Source organism: Variovorax sp. 770b2, from assembly GCF_900115685.1.
In the GTDB taxonomy this organism is placed as follows: Bacteria; Pseudomonadota; Gammaproteobacteria; order Burkholderiales; family Burkholderiaceae_C; genus Variovorax.
This window is the reverse complement of sequence record NZ_FOXJ01000001.1, coordinates 910,470-929,357: the sequence shown is the minus strand read 5'-3', so window position 1 is coordinate 929,357 and position 18,888 is coordinate 910,470. Positions and strand designations below refer to the sequence as shown.

Below are 18,888 nucleotides of genomic sequence, written 5' to 3'. Positions count from 1 at the left end.
GGGATTTTTTATGGGCGCTCGATAGCGCCTCAGCCTCTACCAAGCTATCAGGCGGCCTTCTTCACCGGCGGCAGATCGGTACACGTACCGTGCGCCACCTCCGCCGCCATGCCGATGCTTTCGCCCAGCGTCGGGTGCGGGTGGATGGTCTTGCCGATGTCGATCTCGTCCGCGCCCATCTCGATGGCCAGCGCGATCTCGCCGATCATGTCGCCCGCATGCGTGCCGACGATGCCGCCGCCCAGGATGCGGTGCGTCTCGGCATCGAACAGGAGCTTGGTGAAGCCCTCGTCGCGGCCGTTGGCGATGGCGCGGCCCGAAGCGGTCCACGGGAAGTGGCCCTTCTTGATCTTGATGCCTTCGGCCTTGGCCTGGTCCTCGGTGAGGCCCACCCACGCCACCTCGGGGTCGGTGTAGGCCACGCTGGGGATCACACGGGCATTGAAGGCGGCGCTGGAAAGCTCCTTGTCGCCCTTCTGCTCTCCAGCAATCACCTCGGCCGCCACGTGCGCCTCGTGCACCGCCTTGTGCGCCAGCATGGGCTGGCCCACGATGTCGCCGATGGCGAAGATGTGCGGCACGTTGGTGCGCATCTGGATGTCCACCGGAATGAAGCCGCGGTCGCTCACCGCGACGCCGGCCTTCTCGGCACCGATCTTCTTGCCATTGGGGCTGCGGCCCACGGCCTGCAGCACCAGGTCGTACACCTGCGGCTCCTTGGGTGCATTCTCGCCCTCGAAGGTGACCTTGATGCCCTCCTTCGTGGCCTCGGCGCCGACCGTCTTGGTCTTCAACATGATGTTGTCGAAGCGCGGCGCGTTCATCTTCTGCCAGACCTTCACCAAGTCGCGGTCGGCGCCCTGCATCAGGCCGTCGAGCATTTCGACCACATCCAGGCGCGCACCCAGCGTGGAATACACCGTGCCCATCTCGAGGCCGATGATGCCGCCGCCCAGCACGAGCATGCGCTTGGGGTCGGTGCCCATTTCGAGCGCGCCGGTGGAATCCACGATCCGCGGATCGCCCTTGGGCATGAACGGCAGGCTGACCGACTGCGAACCGGCCGCGATGATCGCGTTGCGGAACTTGACGGTCTGCTTCTTGCCCGTGGTGTCCCAGCTCGTGCCGGAGGTTTCTTCGACTTCCAGGTGGTACGGGTCGATGAAGTTGCCGACGCCGCGCAGCACCGTCACCTTGCGCATCTTGGCCATGGCGGTGAGGCCGCCGGTGAGCTTGCCCACCACCTTGTTCTTGTGGCCGAGCAGCTTGGCGCGGTCGATCGTGGGCGCGGCGAAGCTCACGCCCAGGTCGGCGAAGTGCTTGACCTCGTCCATGACGGAGGCCACGTGCAGCAGCGCCTTCGAGGGAATGCAGCCGACGTTCAGGCACACGCCGCCGAGGGTGGCATAGCGTTCGATCAGCACGACCTTCAGGCCCAGGTCGGCCGCGCGGAAGGCTGCCGAGTAGCCGCCAGGGCCGGCGCCGAGCACGATCACGTCGCACTCGACATCGACCTTGCCGCCGTAGGTGGACGCGACAGGCGCTGCAACCGGCGCCGGTGCGGGCGCAGCGGCCTTGGGCGCAGGAGCCGCAGCAGCAGGCGCTGGCGCAGCGGCAGCCGGTGCAGGTGCCGCGGCACCCTCCACCTCCAGCGTCAGCACGACCGAGCCTTGCTTGACCTTGTCGCCCACCTTGACCGCCAGCGCCTTCACCACGCCGGCCGCCGACGACGGAATCTCCATCGAGGCCTTGTCCGATTCGACCGTGATCAGCGACTGCTCGGCCTTGACCGTGTCTCCGACATTGACCAGCACCTCGATCACCGCGACTTCGTCGAAGTCGCCGATGTCGGGCACCTTGATTTGTTGTTCGCTCATTTGGACACTTTCAGTTTGAGTGTGAGAACGTCGACCGGTGGGGCCGAATTGCGATCGAATTCGCAGGCGGCGGCGATCCCCGCCTCCGCCACGTCGCGCGCGCTGCGCGACTTGATGTCATAGGCCGCGTGCATGGCGCCCAGCGCAAAGCTGCGTCCCGAGCCGATGGCCCAGAACTGCTTGAACTCGAACACCTCGCGGTAGCTGTAGATGCCGTAGATGCCGCTCTGGTTGGCCATCAGCATCGTGAACTGGCTCGACTCGTAGGGCTCGTGCTCGTCTTCCTTGGTCTGCATGAAGAACGAGTCCTTGAGCACCGGATGCAGCATCGTGAAGGTGCGGAAGATCTCGTGCTTGCTGCCGAACAAGAGCTTCTCGCGCTCCTGCGCGGCCAGCGCGTGCTGCAGCACCAGGAAGTGCGCCGCGGCACCGGCCATCGCAAACAGGCTCGTGCCCGCCGCGTCCTCGACGGTGAAGATCTTCTGGTTCGCCTCGGCCTTGTGCGACAGGCGCGTGTCGCCGAAGGTCACCAGAGAGTCCGCTGCCATCGTGACCTGGCCGCCTTTGCGGACGGCCACTACGGTGGTCATAGCAGGATGCGACGGTAGTCCGCGAGCACTTGCCCCAGGTAGGCGTTGAAGCGCGCAGCCAGGGCACCGTCGATCACGCGGTGGTCGTAAGACAGCGACAGCGGCAGCGTCAGGCGCGGCACGAACTGCTTGCCATCCCACACCGGCTTCATCTGGCCCTTGGAGAGGCCGAGGATGGCCACTTCGGGAGCGTTGATGATGGGCGTGAAGTGCGTGCCGCCGATGCCGCCCAGCGAGCTGATCGACATGCAGCCGCCCTGCATGTCGGCCGAGCCGAGCTTGCCGTCGCGCGCCTTCTTGGCCAGTTCGCCCATCTCGGCGCTGATCTGCAGGATGCCCTTCTTGTCGGCGTCTTTCAGCACCGGCACCACGAGCCCGTTGGGCGTGTCGGCCGCGAAGCCGATGTTGTAGTACTGCTTGTAGACGAGCTGGTCGCCGTCCAGGCTGGCATTGAAGTCGGGGAATTTCTTCAAAGCGGCAACCACCGCCTTGATCACGAAGGCCAGCATCGTGACCTTCACGCCCGACTTCTCGTTCTCCTTGTTGGTGGAGACGCGGAAGGCTTCGAGCTCGGTGATGTCGGCTTCGTCGTTGTTGGTGACGTGCGGAATCATCACCCAGTTGCGGTGCAGGTTCGCGCCGCTGAGCTTCTTGATGCGCGACAGGTCCTTGCGCTCGACCGCACCGAACTTGGTGAAGTCGACCTTGGGCCAGGGGATGAGGCCCAATGCCGCGCCGGCCGCGCCGTCCGCGCTGCCGCCACCGGCCGGCGCCTTGGCTGCCGACGCCTTGGTGCTGGCCTGGCCGCTCATCACGGCCTTGGTGAAGCCCTGGACGTCTTCCTGCGTGATGCGGCCCTTGGGACCGGAGCCCTTGACCTCTTCGAGCGGCACGCCGAGTTCGCGGGCGAACTTGCGCACCGAAGGCGACGCGTGCGGCAGGTTGGCGCTCGGTGCCGTGGTGGGATCGTGCGGTGCGGCAGCGGCAGCCGGGCTTGCGGCCGGGGCCGGCGAAGCAGCGGCCGGCGCGGGGGCGCTGGCGGTTGCTGCGGCCGGGGCGGCTGCAGCAGCTTGCGCAGGCGCGGGGGCAGGTGCGGCGCCTGCCGCACCTTCCAGGATCGCGATCAGGTCACCGATGTTGACGGTGTCGCCGACCTTGACCTTGAGTTCCTTCAGCACGCCGGCACCCGACGATGGAATCTCCATCGAGGCCTTGTCCGACTCCACCGTGATCAGCGACTGGTCGGCCGCGATCGTGTCGCCGGGCTTCACCAAGAGCTCGATGACCGCGACGTCCTTGAAGTCGCCGATGTCCGGCACCTTGATCTCGACCGGGCCGGAGGCTGCTGCGGGTGCGGCAGCCGGCGCGGGCGCCGCGGCTGCAGGCGCCGGGGCGGCGGCCGCAGGGGCCGGGGCCGGGGCCGCTGCAGGTGCCGGTGCCGCGGCAGCGCCTTCGGCCTCGAGCACGAGCACCACCGAGCCCTCCTTCACCTTGCCGCCGATCTCGACCTTGATTTCCTTGACCACACCGGCGGTCGAGGAGGGAATCTCCATCGACGCCTTGTCCGATTCCACCGTGATGAGCGACTGCTCGGCCTTGACCGTGTCGCCCACCTTCACCAGCACCTCGATCACCGCGACTTCATCGAAATCGCCGATGTCCGGCACCTTCACTTCCACTGCTGCCATATCGTTGTCTCCCGCCGCGAGGCGCCGTTCGTTCGTTGGTTGTTGATGTTCAAGCGTAGAGCGGGTTGACCTTGTCGACATTGATGCCGTACTTCTTGATCGCTTCCACCACCTTGGCCACCGGCACGGTGCCATCTTCGCTCAGCGCCTTGAGCGCAGCCACCACGATGTAGTGACGATTGATCTCGAAGTGTTCGCGCAGCTTGTTGCGGAAGTCGCTGCGGCCGAAACCGTCGGTGCCCAGCACCTTGTAGGTGCGGCCCTTCGGGATGAAGGGGCGGATCTGCTCCGCATAGGCCTTCATGTAGTCGGTCGATGCAACCACCGGGCCGGTCGTGGGCGAGAGCTGCTCGGCCACGAACGACACGCGCGGGGTCTGGTCCGGGTGCAGCAGGTTCCAGCGGTCGGCGTCCTGGCCGTCGCGGGTGAGCTCGTTGAAGCTCGGGCAGCTCCACACGGAAGCCGACACGCCCCAGTCCTTCTCCAGCAGCTCTTGCGCCGCGAAGCTCTCGCGCAGGATGGTGCCGCTGCCCAGCAGTTGCACGGTCGGCGCTTCCTTGCCCTTGGCGGCCTTGACCACCGGGCCCTGCCTGGACAGGTACATGCCCTTGATGATCTGCTCTTCGGTGCCCGGCTGCAGGCCCGGCATCGCGTAGTTCTCGTTGAGCAGCGTCAGGTAGTAGTAGACGTTGTCCTGCTTCTCGACCATGCGCTTCAGGCCGTGGTGCAGGATCACGCCCACTTCGTGCGCGAAGGTCGGGTCGTAGCTCACGCAGTTCGGGATGGTGTTGGCCAGGATGTGGCTGTGGCCGTCTTCGTGCTGCAGGCCTTCGCCGTTGAGCGTGGTGCGCCCCGAGGTGCCGCCCAGCAAGAAGCCGCGCGCCTGCATGTCGCCAGCCGCCCAGGCCAGGTCGCCGATGCGCTGGAAGCCGAACATCGAGTAGTACACGTAGAACGGCACCATGATGCGGTTGTTCGTGCTGTACGAGGTGGCGGCCGCGATCCAGCTGGACATGCCGCCGGCTTCGTTGATGCCTTCCTGCAGGATCTGGCCGGCCTTGTCTTCCTTGTAGTACATGACCTGGTCCTTGTCGACCGGGGTGTACTGCTGGCCTGCGGGGTTGTAGATGCCGATCTGGCGGAACAACCCTTCCATGCCGAAGGTGCGGGCCTCGTCCACCAGGATGGGCACCACGCGCGGGCCGAGCGCCTTGTCGCGCAGAAGCTGCGTGAGGAAGCGAACGTAGGCCTGCGTCGTCGAGATCTCGCGGCCTTCGGCCGTGGGCTCCATCACCGACTTGAAGGTGTCCAGCGAGGGCACCGTGAAGCTCTCATCGGCCTTGGTGCGGCGGTGCGGCAGGTAGCCGCCGAGGGCCTTGCGGCGCTCGTGCAGGTACTTCATTTCCGGGGTGTCGTCGGCCGGCTTGTAGAACGGCAGGTCGGCGATCTGGCTGTCCGGGATCGGGATGTTGAAGCGGTCGCGGAAGGCCATGATGTCCTCGTCGCTCAGCTTCTTGGTCTGGTGGACGTTGTTCTTGCCTTCGCCGATCTTGCCCATGCCGAAGCCCTTGACCGTCTTGATCAGGAGCACCGTGGGCTGGCCCTTGTGCTTGACGGCCGCGTCGAAGGCCGCGTAGACCTTCTGCGAGTCGTGGCCGCCGCGGCGCAGCTGCCAGATGTCGTCGTCGCTCATCTTGGCGACCATCTCCAGCGTGCGCGGATCGCGGCCGAAGAAGTGCTTGCGAACGTAGGCGCCGTCGTTGGCCTTGAACGACTGGTAGTCGCCGTCGTTCGTCTCCATCATGATCTTGCGCAAGGCACCTTCCTTGTCGCGGGCGATCAGCTGGTCCCAGCCGCTGCCCCAGATCAGCTTGATGACGTTCCAGCCCGAGCCGCGGAATTCACCTTCCAGCTCCTGGATGATCTTGCCGTTGCCGCGCACCGGACCGTCCAGGCGTTGCAGGTTGCAGTTGATGACGAAGACCAGGTTGTCCAGGCCCTCGCGCGCTGCGAGGCCGATGGCGCCCATCGATTCGACTTCGTCCATTTCGCCGTCGCCGCAGAACACCCAGACCTTGCGGTTCTCGGTGTTGGCGATGCCGCGGGCGTGCAGGTACTTGAGAAAGCGCGCCTGGTAGATCGCCATCAGCGGGCCGAGGCCCATCGACACCGTGGGGAACTGCCAGAACTGGGGCATCAGCTTCGGATGCGGGTAGCTGGAGAGGCCCTTGCCGTCCACTTCCTGGCGGAAATTGAGCAGCTGCTCTTCGGTCAGGCGCCCTTCCAGGTAGGCGCGGGCATAGATGCCGGGCGACACGTGGCCCTGGATGTAGAGGCAGTCGCCACCGTGGTTTTCGCTCTCGGCGTGCCAGAAGTGGTTGAAGCCGGCGCCGAACATGTTCGCCAGCGAGGCGAAGGAGCCGATGTGGCCGCCGAGGTCACCGCCTTCGGCGGGGTGGTGGCGGTTGGCCTTGACCACCATCGCCATGGCGTTCCAGCGCATGTAGGCACGCAGGCGTTCTTCGATTTCCAGGTTGCCGGGGCAGCGCTCTTCCTGGTCGGGCTCGATGGTGTTGACGTAAGCGGTGTTGGCAGAGAACGGCTTGTCGATGCTGTGCTGCCGGGCATGTTCGAGCAGTTGCTCGAGAAGGAAGTGGGCCCGCTCGGGACCCTCGCTCTGGATGACGGAAGACAGTGCATCCATCCATTCACGGGTCTCCTGGGCGTCCGCATCGTTTGCGGCCGAGCCGAACAGGTTCTCGGGATTTGCCGACATGCTTGTCTCTCCTTTTAGGGCTGTGGCTGTAATTTAGTGCGCTCTGCAATAAACGCGGGCGAGTTTCGCATAGAAATCCTGATATTTCAAATGGCGCATGCAGTTTTCTTAATGTGATATTTATGTGACTTTTCCTGACAGGACCCGACCGCGACGGGATCAATGGCACTGGCGCTTTTCCGACGTTTCCCGAGGGGCATCCCCTAAACTCGCGCGATGCCTTTTTCCTCCCCGCTGGCGGTTGCCCGCAGTGCCGTGAACGCCTCGCCGCTCTCCTGGTGGCGCCGCTGGTGGCGTCGGCAGACGCCGGTGCTGCAGGACGCGGTCGCCATGCTCGCGCCGATGGCCGCCGTGCTGCTGTTCCTGGCCGCCATCGTTTCCGCCTTCTGGTACCTGCGCACCGAGGAGGTCGAGCGCGAGCAGGAGTCGGTGCGCCGCGACGTCGAATATGCGCAGCAGCGCATGCGCCTGCGCCTCCTGGAGCGCCAGGAGCAGTTGATGCGCATCGCGCGCGATGCCTCCAACCGCGAGATCGATCCGACCGAGTTCACGAGCCGGGCCGAATCGCTCGTGAGCCAGTTTCCCGAATTGCAGACCATCACCTGGATCGACGACCGCCGCCGCTTCAAGGCCGGCTACGCCGCGCCCAGCGTGCACCCGGCGCAGCAGCACCTGATCGGCGACGTGCTGCGGCCCGGCGACATCGAAAGCAATTACGCCTTGGCGCGCGAGTTGCGCCAGCCGGTGTATTCGCAGCCGGTGGCCGGCGGCGACCCGGCCGCGATGCTGCAGTTGCATATCCCCCTTTTCGACCAGGGCCTGTTCGCCGGCGTCGTGCTCGGCGAGTTCTCGGTCGACGGGCTGCTGCGCTACGGCATGCCCTCCGAGGTGCAGGCGCGCTATGCGGTTTCGCTGCTCGACGCCAAGGGCAACGTCATCGCCGGCAACACGGCCAACCTGAAGGACAGCGGCACGCGGCTGCTGCCGTGGTCGGAGCGAACCAACGAATACGAAGTGCCGGTGTCGCCCGTCGGCAATGCGCTGCTGCTGCGCGCGCAGGCCTATCGGACCTCGCAGGGCGTGGTGGGCAACGGCCTCTTCTGGCTGGTCTGCGCGCTCAGCGTGCTCACCAGCTGGATGCTGATCGGCACCTGGCGCCACACGCGCCGGCGCCTGCAGGCGCAGCAACGCCTGGTGGCCGAGACCAACTTCCGCCGCGCGATGGAAAACTCCATGCTCACAGGCATGCGCGTGCTCGACCTGCAGGGCCGCATCACCTACGTGAACGCCGCCTTCTGCGCGATGACCGGCTGGAGCGAAGCCGAACTGGTCGGCCAGTCGCCGCCCTTCCCCTACTGGCTCGAGTCCGACCGCGAAGTGATGAACGAGCGGCTGGAAGAAGAACTGCACGGGCGCGCCCTGCCCGGCGGCTTCCAGGTGCGTGTGAAGCGCAAGAACGGCAGCGTGTTCAACGCCCGCCTCTATGTGTCGCCGCTGATCGACGCGCGCGGCCACCAGACTGGCTGGATGACGTCGATGACCGACATCACCGAGCCCACGCGCATCCGCGAGCAGCTGTCGGCGTCTTACGAACGCTTCACCACGGTGCTCGAGGCGCTCGATGCGGCCGTGTCGGTCGCACCCATCGGAAGCGAAGAACTGCTGTTCGCCAACAAGCTGTACCGCCTCTGGTTCGGCTCGGACACCGTGGGCCACCTGGGCATGGTGGCGCAGGCCGGCGTGCCGGCGTCGAATGCGCACGACGAGGGCCTGGACGACGTGGACCCGTATGCCGGCCTGCCGATCGACACGCTCACTGCCGCGCAAGCCGCCAACAACGAAATCTTCGTGCCCCACCTCGGCAAATGGCTCGAAGTGCGCTCGCGCTACCTCACCTGGGTGGACGGCCGCCTCGCGCAACTGGTGATCGCCACCGACATCACGCCGCGCCGCGATGCCGAAGAGCAAGCCGCCGCGCAGGCCGACAAGGCCCAGGCTGCGAGCCGCCTCATCACGATGGGCGAGATGGCCTCCAGCGTCGCGCACGAGCTCAACCAGCCGCTGACTGCCATCACCAACTACTGCAACGGGATGATGTCGCGCATCAAGGGGCAGACGATCGACACCGAGGCGCTGCTCGCCGCGCTGGAGAAGACGTCCAAGCAGGCCCAGCGCGCCGGCCAGATCATTCAGCGCATCCGCTCCTTCGTGAAGCGCAGCGAACCGAACCGCACGCCCGCCGACGTGGCGACCATGGTGAGCGAAGCGGTCGAACTCGCGGGCATCGAACTGCGCCGCCGCAACGTGCGCCTGAACCACTACGTCGCCGCGCGGCTGCCGGTGGTGCGGGTCGATCCGATCCTCATCGAGCAGGTGATGGTCAACCTCTTGAAGAACGCGGCCGAATCCATCGACCTCGCCGACCGGCCGCTCGCGCGCCGCAGCGTCGAGCTGCGCGTGCTGCCCAAGACGATCGAGGGACAGAACGCCATCGAGTTCTCGGTGCAGGACACGGGCAAGGGTCTCTCGCCCGAAGTGATGGACCGGCTGTACGAAGCCTTCTTCTCCACCAAGCCCGAAGGCATGGGCATCGGGCTGAATTTATGTCGCACGATTGTGGAGTCGCACCGCGGCCGGATGCAGGCGGAGAACATCTACAATGGCCCGGATGTGATCGGATGCCGTTTTTCCTTCTGGATTCCGGTGTTGGACGCTATCAGTTCCGTAGCTAGCGACGAGGCAAAGGTACCTGCATGAGTTTGATTCCGAAGAAGGGCACGGTCTACGTCGTCGACGATGACGAAGCCGTACGCGATTCGCTGCAATGGCTTCTCGAAGGCAAGGACTACAGAGTCCGCTGCTTCGATTCCGCCGAATCCTTTCTCTCCCGATACGACCCGCGCGAAGTCGCCTGTTTGATCGTCGACATCCGCATGGCCGGCATGACCGGCCTCGAATTGCAGGATCGGCTGATCGAGCGGCGCTCCCCGCTGCCGATCGTGGTCATCACCGGCCACGGCGACGTGCCGATGGCGGTGGACAGCATGAAGAAGGGCGCGATGGATTTCATCCAGAAGCCTTTCAACGACGAAGAGCTCGTCACGCTGGTCGAGCGCATGCTCGAACATGCGCGCGGCGCCTTCACCCAGCACCAGCAATCGGCCAGCCGCGACGCGCTCTTGTCCAAGCTCACCGGCCGCGAGGCGCAGGTGCTCGAGCGCATCGTCGCCGGCCGCCTGAACAAGCAGATCGCCGACGACCTGGGCATCAGCATCAAGACGGTGGAGGCGCACCGCGCCAACATCATGGAAAAGCTCAACGCCAACACCGTGGCCGATCTGCTGAAGATCGCCCTCGGGCAGGCGGCCCCCGCGGCCAAGGCCTAGACGTTATCTCCCCGAGAGAGATGCATACCCCCCACGCCTGCGCAAGCGGGCGTTTTTACTTGGAAAATCGAAACCGATGACCGCCCAACTGATCGACGGCAACGCCCTCGCCAAAACCATCCGCGCCGAAGTCGCAGGCCGCACCGCCGCACTCAAGGCCCGTGGCGTGAACCCGGCTCTTTCCATCATCCTCGTGGGCGAGGACCCGGCCAGCCAGGTCTACACGAAGCACAAGGTCAACGACAGCACGCAGACGGGCCTGGAGGCCACGCTGGAGACCTACCCCGCCGACATGACCGAGGCCGACCTGCTGGCCCGCGTCCGTGCGCTCAACGACGACCCGAAGGTGCACGGCATCCTGGTGCAGTTGCCGCTTCCAAAGCACATGGACAGCCAGAAGGTCATCGAGACCATCTCGCCCGCCAAGGACGTGGACGGCTTCCACGTGGCCAGCGCCGGCGCACTGATGACCGGCGCCCCCGGCTTCTGGCCCTGCACGCCGCACGGCTGCATGAAGATGCTCGAGGCCATCGGCTACGACCTGCGCGGCAAGCACGCGGTGGTCATCGGGCGCAGCAACATCGTGGGCAAGCCGATGGCCATGATGCTGCTGGCCAAGAGCGCCACCGTGACCATCTGCCACAGCGCCACGCAAGACCTGGGCGCCATCACGCGGCAGGCCGACGTGATCGTCGCTGCCGTCGGCAAGCTGAACCTCTTGACCGCCGACATGGTCAAGCCCGGCGCGGTCGTCATCGACGTGGGCATGAACCGCAAGGCGGACGGCAAGCTCGCCGGCGACGTCGATTTCGACGGCGTGAAGGAAGTGGCCGGCTGGATCACCCCCGTCCCCGGCGGCGTCGGCCCGATGACCCGCGCCATGCTTCTGGCAAACACCCTTGAAGCGGCCGAACGCGCCGCCAAGTAACTTCCATGGCCATGACGAACAACCCCCTCCTCGACTTCACCGACCTCCCGCTGTTCGACCGCATCAAGCCCGAGCACGTCGCGCCCGCCGTCGACGTGCTGCTCGCCGAAGCCGAAACCGCGCTGCAGGCCGTCACGGCGCCGGAATTTCCAGCCGACTGGAACGAAATCTCCAAGGTGCTCGAAGTCGCATCGGAGCGTTTCGGCCGTGCATGGAGCGCCGTCGGCCACCTGAATGCCGTGGCCGACACGCCCGAACTGCGCGCCGCCTACAACGAGGCGATGCCCCGCGTCACCGCGTTCTGGACCCGCCTGGGTTCCGACGAACGGCTGTACGCGAAGTACAAGGCCATCGACGTCGCCACGCTCAATGCCGAACAGCGCCAGGCGCACCGCAACGCCGTGCGCAACTTCGTGCTGGGGGGTGCCGAGCTCCAGGGCGACGCCAAGAAGCGCTTCGCCGACATCCAGGAACGCCAGGCCGAGCTGAGCCAGAAGTTCAGCGAAAACGCACTCGACGCCACCGACGCCTTCGCCTACTACGCCAAGCTGGGCGAGCTGGACGGCGTGCCCGAGGACGTGGTGAGCGCTGCGCGCTCGGCCGCCGATGCCGAAGGCAAGGAAGGCTACAAGCTCACGCTCAAGATGCCGTGCTACCTTCCGGTGATGCAGTTCGCCCGGAGCAGCGCATTGCGCGAAACGCTCTACCGCGCCTACGTCACGCGCGCCAGCGAATTCGGCGATGCGGCCTTCGACAACACCGCGCTGATCACCGAGATCCTCGCGCTGCGCGAAGAAGAAGCCAAGCTCCTGGGCTACAACAACTTCGGCGAACTCTCGGTCGTGCCGAAGATGGCCGAATCGCCCGAGCAGGTCGTGAAGTTCCTGCGCGACCTGGCCACCAAGGCCAAGCCCTACGGCGAGCGCGACCTGGCCGACCTGCGCGTCTTCGCCTCCGAGCAACTGAGCATCACCGACCCGCAGCCCTGGGACTGGAGCTACATCGGCGAGAAGCTCAAGGAAGCGCGCTATGCCTTCAGCGAGCAGGAGGTCAAGCAATACTTCCCCGCGCCGAAGGTGATGGCGGGTCTCTTCAAGATCGTCGAGACGCTGTTCGAGGTGTCGATCCGCCGTGACACGGCGCCCACGTGGCACCCGAGCGTCGAGTTCTACCGCATCGAACGCGCCGGCCAGAAGGTCGGCCAGTTCTACCTGGACCCCTCCGCCCGCGCCGCCAAGCGCGGCGGCGCCTGGATGGACGACGTGCGCGCACGCTGGCTGCGCCCCGACAACGGCGTGCTGCAGACGCCGGTCGCGCAGCTGGTCTGCAACTTCGCCAGCGGCGTGGACGGCAAGCCGCCCCTCCTCACGCACGACGACGTGACCACCCTCTTTCACGAGTTCGGCCACGGCCTGCACCACATGCTCACGCAGGTGAACGAGCGCGACGTCTCGGGCATCAGCGGCGTCGAGTGGGACGCGGTCGAGCTCCCGAGCCAGTTCATGGAAAACTTCTGCTGGGAGTGGGACGTGCTCAGCCACATGACGGCCCACGTCGATACCGGCGAGCCGCTGCCGCGCGCGCTCTTCGACAAGATGACCGCCGCCAAGAACTTCCAGAGCGGCCTGCAGACGCTGCGCCAGATCGAGTTCTCGCTGTTCGACATGCTGCTGCACACCGAGTACCACGCGGCAGCCGCGAAGCCGGGCGACGTGATGGCGCTGCTGGGCAAGGTGCGCAGCGAAGTCGCCGTGATGCCCTCCCCGGCCTTCAGCCGCACACCGAATACCTTCAGCCACATCTTCTCGGGCGGCTACGCGGCCGGCTACTACAGCTACAAGTGGGCCGAGGTGCTGAGCGCCGACGCCTACGCAGCTTTCGAGGAAACCGTGGGTGCCGACGGCGAGCCGAACATCGAGACCGGCCGCAAGTACCGCCAGGCCATCCTGGAGGCCGGCGGCAGCCGCAGCGCCATGGATTCGTTCAAGGCTTTCCGCGGCCGCGAGCCCCAGCTTGATGCATTGCTGCGACATCAGGGCATGGCCGAGGCCCAGCCTGCTTGATGCGGCGCTGAAGATTGCGATACTCGGGAGATGTATCTGACCCCTTACAAATCCCTGTCGCCTCGCCTGACCGGCCTCGCCCTGCTGCTCGTCGCCGCAGGCGCGATGGCCCAGCCGATCTATCGCAACGTCGACAAGAACGGCAAGGTCACGTTCTCGGACCGGGCGCCCGCCGCCAGCACCGAGCCGGCAGCGGGCCCGCAAGGCGCCGCCACGCCGGCCAACACGGCGGGGCTGCCCTACGAACTGCGGCAGGTGGCACAGCGCTACCCCGTCACCCTCTACACCAGCGAAGACTGCGCGCCCTGCAGCGCGGCCCGCACGCTGCTCACCACGCGCGGCGTCCCGTTCGAGGAGCGCACGGTCAAGAGCAACGAAGAGATCGAGGCGCTGCAGCGCCTGAGCAGCCAGAGTTCGCTGCCGCTGCTCACCATCGGTTCGCAGCAGCTCAAGGGCTACGGGGATGCCGAATGGTCGCAGTACCTCGACGCGGCCGGCTACCCCAAGAGCAACAGCCTGCCCGCCGGCTACCGCAATGCGCCGGCCCGGCCGCTGATCGCTGCGCAACAGGCAGCACCCGCGCCCCGCGCTGCGGCACCCGTCGCGCAACCTGCGCCACCGCCCGCTGCGCCGAGCGATCCGGGTGCGGGCAACCCGGCAGGCATCAAGTTCTGACCCGGGCGGCGCCTCGCCCTCAGGCGAACTGCATCGTCTGCACGCCCGAGGGCGTGCCCAGCAGGCACACATCGGCCTTCTGGTGGGCGAAGACACCGACCGTCACCACGCCGGGCCACTGGCTCACCTCGGACTCGAACGCGAGCGGGTCGGCGATCTTCAGCCCCGTCACGTCCACGATGTGCTGGCCGTTGTCGGTGACCAGCGGCAGGCCGTCCTTCTCGCGCACCTGAGCGATTCCCCCCATTGCAGCGAACTGGCGCATGACGCGCTGCGCTGCCATCGGGATCACTTCCACCGGCAGCGGGAAGGCACCCAGTGTCTCGACCAGCTTGGAAGCATCGGCGATGCAGACGAAGCGCTTCGACTGGGCCGCCACGATCTTCTCGCGCGTGAGCGCCGCGCCGCCGCCCTTCACCATGAAGCCCCGGTGATCGATCTCGTCGGCGCCGTCGATGTAGACGGCCAGTTCTTCGACCTCGTTGCTGTCGAACACCGGAATGCCCAGCGCGCGCAGGCGTTCGGTCGATGCGACCGAGCTCGAGACGGCGCCCTTGATCTCGTCCTTGATCGTCGCCAGTGCGTCGATGAACTTGTTGACCGTCGAGCCGGTGCCAACGCCGACGATCTCGCCCTTGACCACGTAGGCCAATGCGGCGCGGCCCACCTGGGCCTTGAGTTCGTCCTGCGAAAGAGTGGCGGGCGCGGAAGATGGGGAGGCGGGTGCGGTCATCGCGGAGAATCCTTGGCTCATTGAAGTCGAGAATTATCCGATGCCCCTGCTGCTGCCCTCTTCGCTCTACGGCCTGGCCCGCCCTTTCCTGTTCGGTTTCGATCCCGAACACGCCCACGAAATCACCCTGGACGGCCTCGCGCGCACGCAGAACACGCCGCTGGCCTGCGCCTATTCCGCTTCGCGCGTGGACGACCCCATCACCCTGGCCGGGCTGACCTTTCCGAACCGCGTGGGCCTGGCAGCCGGACTCGACAAGAACGCCCGCTGCATCGACGCCTTTGCCGCCATGGGTTTCGGTTTCGTCGAAGTCGGTACGGTGACGCCCAAGGCGCAGCCGGGCAATCCCAAGCCGCGCATGTTCCGCCTGCCGCAACGCGATGCGCTGATCAACCGGCTCGGCTTCAACAACGACGGGCTCGACGCCTTCCTGGCCAATGTGCAGAAGGCGCGCTTTCGCAAGAGCAGCGGCGGCAAGACGCCGATGCTGCTCGGCCTGAACATCGGCAAGAACGCCGCGACGCCGATCGAACGCGCGGTGGACGACTACCTGGCCTGCCTGGATGGCGTGTACCCGCACGCCGACTACGTGACGATCAACATCTCGAGCCCCAACACGGCCAACCTGCGCACGCTGCAGAGCGACGAGGCGCTCGATGCGCTGCTGGGTGCGGTGGCCGAGCGGCGCGAGGCGCTGGCCACGCGCCACGGCAAGCGCTCGCCGCTGTTCGTGAAGATCGCGCCCGATCTGGACGAGGCCCAGGTCGCAGTCATCGCCGCCACGCTGCAGCGCCACCGGATGGACGGCGTGATCGCCACCAACACCACGCTGGCGCGCGATGCGGTGGCGGGCCTGCCGCATGCCGATGAAGGCGGTGGCCTGTCAGGCGCGCCGGTGCGCGAGGCGAGCAACCGCGTGATTGCGCAGCTGCGCGCGGCATTGGGGAAAGACTTTCCGATCATCGGCGTGGGCGGCATCCTGAACGCGGCCGATGCCAAGGCCAAGATCGCCGCCGGCGCGGACGCGGTGCAGATCTACACCGGTCTGATCTATCGCGGCCCGGCGCTGGTCCGCGAAGCGGCCCAGGCGCTGCTGCGCGATCGCAGCAAGGCCTGAGACCTTTTCACTTTTTCTTCAGCGCATGCGCCAGAGGATCGGCGCAATGACGGCCGCCCAGCGCAGCAGGCGCTTCGGACGGATCACCACCACGGCAGCTGCGGCGACGACGCCAGCAGCCACCGGATGCGCTCGCGCGATCCGCAGTGCGGCGGCCGTGGCCGTTTCGTTCGGCGGAGGTGCCTCGCGCTCGGTGCTCGCCGGCTGCGTCTCGCGACCGCCCTGCAGGGTTGCAATGCGCTCGCGCTGACGTTCCATGCGCGCCAGCAATTCCTCGCGCGTGGCCGGCCGAGGGGGACGCGGCGCTTCCTCGTCTTCCGGGTCCTTGCCGAGCCCGAAGCTGTCCTGCACCCAGGCCCAGTCGCGCTCGAACTCCTGGCGTGCCGGAATGAAGCTGTTGGAGGCATTGCGCAGGGTCAGCAGCAAGCCAGAGGCTGCGCCCACCCAGAGCACGATCCAGACGCCAGCCACCGACCAGGCGGCCGTGATGCGGTAAGGCGTTTCCCAGAAATGCACCACCACCGCCATCGACAGCAGGGCCACCGTGACGGTGGTCAGCCCCAGCACGGCCACCACGAGGATGAGCATCAGCTTCAGGCGCTGCTTCTCGTCCTTCCAGGCCATGCGCAGCAGCTGCACCCGGTCTTCGGCTGCCAGCGCGCCTTCGGCGGCGGCAATGCGCAGTTGGCGGATGCGGCTGCCCAGCCCGAACAGGGAGAGCAGCCTCATGGGCATGCGCCGGCCCCGCTCAGCGCGCGGCAGCGAATGGTCCGGCAGTGCGCGCTTGGGTCGGCGCGATCAGCGGCGGCCAAGCAACAGACCCACCAGCACGCCGACGGCCAGTGCGGCGCCTGCGATCTGCCAAGGTTCGTCGTGGGCGTAGGCGTTGGTGGCGGAGGCGGCCTCGCGCGCCTTCTTGGCGGCGAGCTTGCTCTTCTCGGCGGCGAGCTCGCGCGCGATGGCGAGCTTGGTGTCGATGCGCTGGCGCAGCGCCTTGATGTGGGGAACCGAATCCAGGTCCTTGCTGGCCAGCACGCCGCGCACGTCGCTTGCGATGTCTTCGGCTGCTGCTTCAAGATTGTTGGATGCACTCATTGGAATCTTTCCTCCGTGATGACACCGGCACCGCGCCGGCGGCTTCACGCCAGCAAATGGCGTGGTGTCATGTTACAGGCTCGAAAGCCCCTCATGCGCGGCAGATGTGCAGACTTGTGCACGCGTTTGCCTCACGCATCGGCCAGCAGCCGGGCCACGTGGGCACCGATCGCAAGGCTGCTGGTGAGCCCCGGCGATTCGATGCCGAACAGGTTGACCAGGCCCGGCACGCCGTGCGACGCGGGGCCGTCGATCCTGAAGTCGGCGGCCGCCTCGCCAGGGCCCGAGATCTTGGGTCGCATGCCGGCGTAGCCCGCGATCAGTCCGCCCTCGGGCAGCGCGGGCCAGTACTTGCGCACCTCTGCATAGAAACCGTCGCCGCGGGCGGGGTCCACCACGAGGTCATCGGCTGAATCGACCCATTGCACGTCAGGGCCGAACTTGGCCTGGCCGCCCAGGTCGATCGTCAGGTGCACGCCCAGGCCACCGGGCTCGGGTACCGGATAGATGAGCCGGCTGAACGGCGCGCGGCCCGAGAGGGTGAAGTAGTTGCCCTTGGCGAAGTGCTCCGTCGGAATCGCCGAGGCGGGCAAGCCTTCGAATCGGCGAGCCAGCGCCGGTGCGCAGAGGCCCGCTGCATTGACGACGCTGCGGCAACGCAGCGCCGTTCCGTCCTCGGCGATCAGGACGATGCCGCGGTCGGTGCATTCGGCGCGCGTGATGGGCGACTTCAATGCCAGCATGCCGCCTGCGTTCTCCAGGTCGCCGAGCAGGCTCAGCATGAGCGCATGGCTGTCGACGATGCCGGTGCTCGGCGAATGGAGTGCCGCCGTGCAATGCAGTTGCGGCTCCATCTCTTGAGCTTGCTGCGCGGTGATCTGCACGAGATCGTCGACGCCATTGGCCGCGGCCTTCATGCGGATCGCCTCGAGTTGGCCCACCTGCTCGGCGGAGGTCGCCACGATGAGCTTGCCGCAACGCTGGTGCGGCACGCCGCGCTCCGCCGCATAGGCGTAGAGCGCATGCCGCCCTTCGACGCACAGGCGCGCCTTCAGCGAGCCCTCGGGGTAATAGATGCCGGCATGGATCACTTCGCTGTTGCGCGAACTGGTCCCGGTGCCGATGGCGCCTTCGGATTCGAGCACCAGCACGTCGCGGCCTGCGAGCGCCAAGGCGCGCGCCACTGCCAGCCCCACCACACCACCGCCGATGACGGCGCAATCGAGTTCGTCCATGGCGCGAGCTTAGCGTGGCCCGCGCGGCGGATTCACGACACGCTGGGCGGAGGCTCCGGATCGGTGGGCTCGTCGGGCGGTGTGCTCGGCCCTTCGTCAGGCTCCACGGGCAGATTGGGCGTGACGGGGGTCGGAAGGTCGGGATGGGTGGCCATGGTCGTCTCCTTTTCCCTCTTCTATGCCGTTGCCGCAGACGGCCAGCCAGCATGCATCGGCACTTGGCGTCAGTGCGAGCCGACAGTTCGATCGACGGGCGCCCTCGCTGGCAGAGCAGCAGTGTGCCGCCCCCCGAACAAACTAGAGCTAGAGCCGGCAAGCGCCGGTGAACACGGCCCTCGTCTCCCCGGCCGTGCACAGGGCGACAGTGCGAGAACTCTTCTTCCAGAGAAACTTGCAGTTGGCCAGTCCGGTGCCGGCGCACGCGACCATCTCGGGCCTGTTGGCGCACCGCGCATCGCCGGAGCCGCATCTGTCGGCATCGCGCGCGTGGAACGGTTTCCACCCGGCATTGATCATTTTCGTGCGCACCGCGCCGTAGTCTTCGCCCGCCCTCAAAGAAGGAAGGTCGTTCGCCGCCAATGCGAATGGACCCAGCATGAGCGCAGCGCCCCAGATCACCAGGACTCGAATGGAAACGCTATTCAGGAAATTGGGCATTTCAATTTTTGGGGATTAAACAACGCGATCAATACCGCCATAACCAATTCGATTGGATCCTGCGAAAT

At 66.4% G+C, this 18,888-nt stretch carries 16 protein-coding genes; 6 read left to right on the top strand and 10 right to left on the bottom strand.

What is annotated here, in order from left to right; translation table 11 throughout:
* Positions 1-47: 47 nt before the first annotated feature.
* The 4 genes from lpdA to aceE are packed head-to-tail and all read right to left on the bottom strand — an operon-like array spanning position 48 to position 6,931.
* On the bottom strand, positions 48-1,877 hold the full coding sequence (gene lpdA / locus BM133_RS04165; RefSeq protein ID WP_093431852.1) for a dihydrolipoyl dehydrogenase: 1,830 nt from the start codon (positions 1,875-1,877) through the stop codon (positions 48-50).
* Positions 1,874-2,467: an Ntn hydrolase family protein gene (locus BM133_RS04160; protein ID WP_093431850.1), complete on the bottom strand. Its 594-nt coding sequence runs from the start codon at positions 2,465-2,467 to the stop codon at positions 1,874-1,876. The genes lpdA and BM133_RS04160 overlap by 4 nt, the downstream gene beginning before the upstream one ends.
* Positions 2,464-4,155, bottom strand: a complete 1,692-nt coding sequence (aceF, locus tag BM133_RS04155) for a dihydrolipoyllysine-residue acetyltransferase (RefSeq protein ID WP_093431848.1) — start codon at positions 4,153-4,155, stop codon at positions 2,464-2,466. The genes BM133_RS04160 and aceF overlap by 4 nt, the downstream gene beginning before the upstream one ends.
* A 49-nt stretch (positions 4,156-4,204) precedes the next feature.
* The gene (gene aceE, locus BM133_RS04150) at positions 4,205-6,931 is read right to left on the bottom strand and encodes a pyruvate dehydrogenase (acetyl-transferring), homodimeric type (RefSeq protein WP_093431847.1); all 2,727 of its coding nucleotides are present in this window, start codon (positions 6,929-6,931) and stop codon (positions 4,205-4,207) included.
* Between the two features lie 216 nt (positions 6,932-7,147).
* Here aceE and BM133_RS04145 point away from each other — a divergent pair, with 216 nt between their 5' ends.
* The 5 genes from BM133_RS04145 (at position 7,148) to BM133_RS04125 (ending at position 13,983) form a co-directional block, all read left to right on the top strand.
* Positions 7,148-9,688 (top strand): PAS domain-containing sensor histidine kinase, encoded by a 2,541-nt coding sequence (locus tag BM133_RS04145; RefSeq protein WP_042577214.1) that lies wholly within the window; start codon positions 7,148-7,150, stop codon positions 9,686-9,688.
* A complete protein-coding gene (locus BM133_RS04140) occupies positions 9,685-10,317 on the top strand; it encodes a response regulator transcription factor (RefSeq protein WP_012747279.1) in 633 nt (210 codons plus the stop codon). The genes BM133_RS04145 and BM133_RS04140 overlap by 4 nt, the downstream gene beginning before the upstream one ends.
* A gap of 76 nt (positions 10,318-10,393) precedes the next feature.
* Positions 10,394-11,245, top strand: coding sequence for a bifunctional methylenetetrahydrofolate dehydrogenase/methenyltetrahydrofolate cyclohydrolase FolD (gene folD, locus BM133_RS04135; protein ID WP_093431845.1), 852 nt, complete (start codon positions 10,394-10,396; stop codon positions 11,243-11,245).
* A 5-nt stretch (positions 11,246-11,250) separates the two neighbouring features.
* A complete protein-coding gene (locus tag BM133_RS04130) occupies positions 11,251-13,308 on the top strand; it encodes a M3 family metallopeptidase (RefSeq protein WP_093431844.1) in 2,058 nt (685 codons plus the stop codon).
* Positions 13,309-13,338: 30 nt separating this feature from the next.
* Positions 13,339-13,983, top strand: coding sequence for a glutaredoxin family protein (locus BM133_RS04125; protein WP_093431842.1), 645 nt, complete (start codon positions 13,339-13,341; stop codon positions 13,981-13,983).
* Positions 13,984-14,002: 19 nt separating this feature from the next.
* Here the strand turns inward: BM133_RS04125 and rpiA are convergent, their stop codons facing one another.
* Complete coding sequence (gene rpiA, locus BM133_RS04120) at positions 14,003-14,716, bottom strand: ribose-5-phosphate isomerase RpiA (RefSeq protein ID WP_093431841.1); 714 nt, start codon at positions 14,714-14,716, stop codon at positions 14,003-14,005.
* A gap of 40 nt (positions 14,717-14,756) precedes the next feature.
* On the opposite strand from rpiA, the gene BM133_RS04115 reads away from it, so the two are divergent.
* The gene (locus tag BM133_RS04115; protein WP_093431839.1) at positions 14,757-15,833 is read left to right on the top strand and encodes a quinone-dependent dihydroorotate dehydrogenase; all 1,077 of its coding nucleotides are present in this window, start codon (positions 14,757-14,759) and stop codon (positions 15,831-15,833) included.
* A gap of 18 nt (positions 15,834-15,851) precedes the next feature.
* Here BM133_RS04115 and BM133_RS04110 read toward each other — a convergent pair whose 3' ends face one another.
* The 5 genes from BM133_RS04110 to BM133_RS04090 form a co-directional block, all read right to left on the bottom strand.
* Positions 15,852-16,562: a phage holin family protein gene (locus BM133_RS04110; RefSeq protein ID WP_093435027.1), complete on the bottom strand. Its 711-nt coding sequence runs from the start codon at positions 16,560-16,562 to the stop codon at positions 15,852-15,854.
* A 69-nt stretch (positions 16,563-16,631) separates the two neighbouring features.
* Positions 16,632-16,928: a glycine zipper domain-containing protein gene (locus BM133_RS04105; RefSeq protein WP_093431838.1), complete on the bottom strand. Its 297-nt coding sequence runs from the start codon at positions 16,926-16,928 to the stop codon at positions 16,632-16,634.
* 131 nt (positions 16,929-17,059) lie between these two features.
* Complete coding sequence (locus BM133_RS04100) at positions 17,060-18,163, bottom strand: NAD(P)/FAD-dependent oxidoreductase (protein WP_093431836.1); 1,104 nt, start codon at positions 18,161-18,163, stop codon at positions 17,060-17,062.
* A gap of 32 nt (positions 18,164-18,195) precedes the next feature.
* Positions 18,196-18,318, bottom strand: coding sequence for a stereocilin (locus tag BM133_RS04095; RefSeq protein WP_093431835.1), 123 nt, complete (start codon positions 18,316-18,318; stop codon positions 18,196-18,198).
* 148 nt (positions 18,319-18,466) lie between these two features.
* Complete coding sequence (locus tag BM133_RS04090; RefSeq protein ID WP_093431833.1) at positions 18,467-18,820, bottom strand: hypothetical protein; 354 nt, start codon at positions 18,818-18,820, stop codon at positions 18,467-18,469.
* Between the last annotated feature and the right edge of the window lie 68 nt (positions 18,821-18,888).

What these genes read in the sequence shown, in the direction of transcription:
- lpdA (WP_093431852.1), bottom strand. Translation starts at nt 1,877, where the DNA reads ATGAGCGAACAACAAATCAAGGTGCCCGACATCGGCGACTTCGACGAA.
- BM133_RS04160 (WP_093431850.1), bottom strand. Translation starts at nt 2,467, where the DNA reads ATGACCACCGTAGTGGCCGTCCGCAAAGGCGGCCAGGTCACGATGGCA.
- aceF (WP_093431848.1), bottom strand. Translation starts at nt 4,155, where the DNA reads ATGGCAGCAGTGGAAGTGAAGGTGCCGGACATCGGCGATTTCGATGAA.
- aceE (WP_093431847.1), bottom strand. Translation starts at nt 6,931, where the DNA reads ATGTCGGCAAATCCCGAGAACCTGTTCGGCTCGGCCGCAAACGATGCG.
- BM133_RS04145 (WP_042577214.1), top strand. Translation starts at nt 7,148, where the DNA reads ATGCCTTTTTCCTCCCCGCTGGCGGTTGCCCGCAGTGCCGTGAACGCC.
- BM133_RS04140 (WP_012747279.1), top strand. Translation starts at nt 9,685, where the DNA reads ATGAGTTTGATTCCGAAGAAGGGCACGGTCTACGTCGTCGACGATGAC.
- folD (WP_093431845.1), top strand. Translation starts at nt 10,394, where the DNA reads ATGACCGCCCAACTGATCGACGGCAACGCCCTCGCCAAAACCATCCGC.
- BM133_RS04130 (WP_093431844.1), top strand. Translation starts at nt 11,251, where the DNA reads ATGGCCATGACGAACAACCCCCTCCTCGACTTCACCGACCTCCCGCTG.
- BM133_RS04125 (WP_093431842.1), top strand. Translation starts at nt 13,339, where the DNA reads ATGTATCTGACCCCTTACAAATCCCTGTCGCCTCGCCTGACCGGCCTC.
- rpiA (WP_093431841.1), bottom strand. Translation starts at nt 14,716, where the DNA reads ATGACCGCACCCGCCTCCCCATCTTCCGCGCCCGCCACTCTTTCGCAG.
- BM133_RS04115 (WP_093431839.1), top strand. Translation starts at nt 14,757, where the DNA reads ATGCCCCTGCTGCTGCCCTCTTCGCTCTACGGCCTGGCCCGCCCTTTC.
- BM133_RS04110 (WP_093435027.1), bottom strand. Translation starts at nt 16,562, where the DNA reads ATGAGGCTGCTCTCCCTGTTCGGGCTGGGCAGCCGCATCCGCCAACTG.
- BM133_RS04105 (WP_093431838.1), bottom strand. Translation starts at nt 16,928, where the DNA reads ATGAGTGCATCCAACAATCTTGAAGCAGCAGCCGAAGACATCGCAAGC.
- BM133_RS04100 (WP_093431836.1), bottom strand. Translation starts at nt 18,163, where the DNA reads ATGGACGAACTCGATTGCGCCGTCATCGGCGGTGGTGTGGTGGGGCTG.
- BM133_RS04095 (WP_093431835.1), bottom strand. Translation starts at nt 18,318, where the DNA reads ATGGCCACCCATCCCGACCTTCCGACCCCCGTCACGCCCAATCTGCCC.
- BM133_RS04090 (WP_093431833.1), bottom strand. Translation starts at nt 18,820, where the DNA reads ATGCCCAATTTCCTGAATAGCGTTTCCATTCGAGTCCTGGTGATCTGG.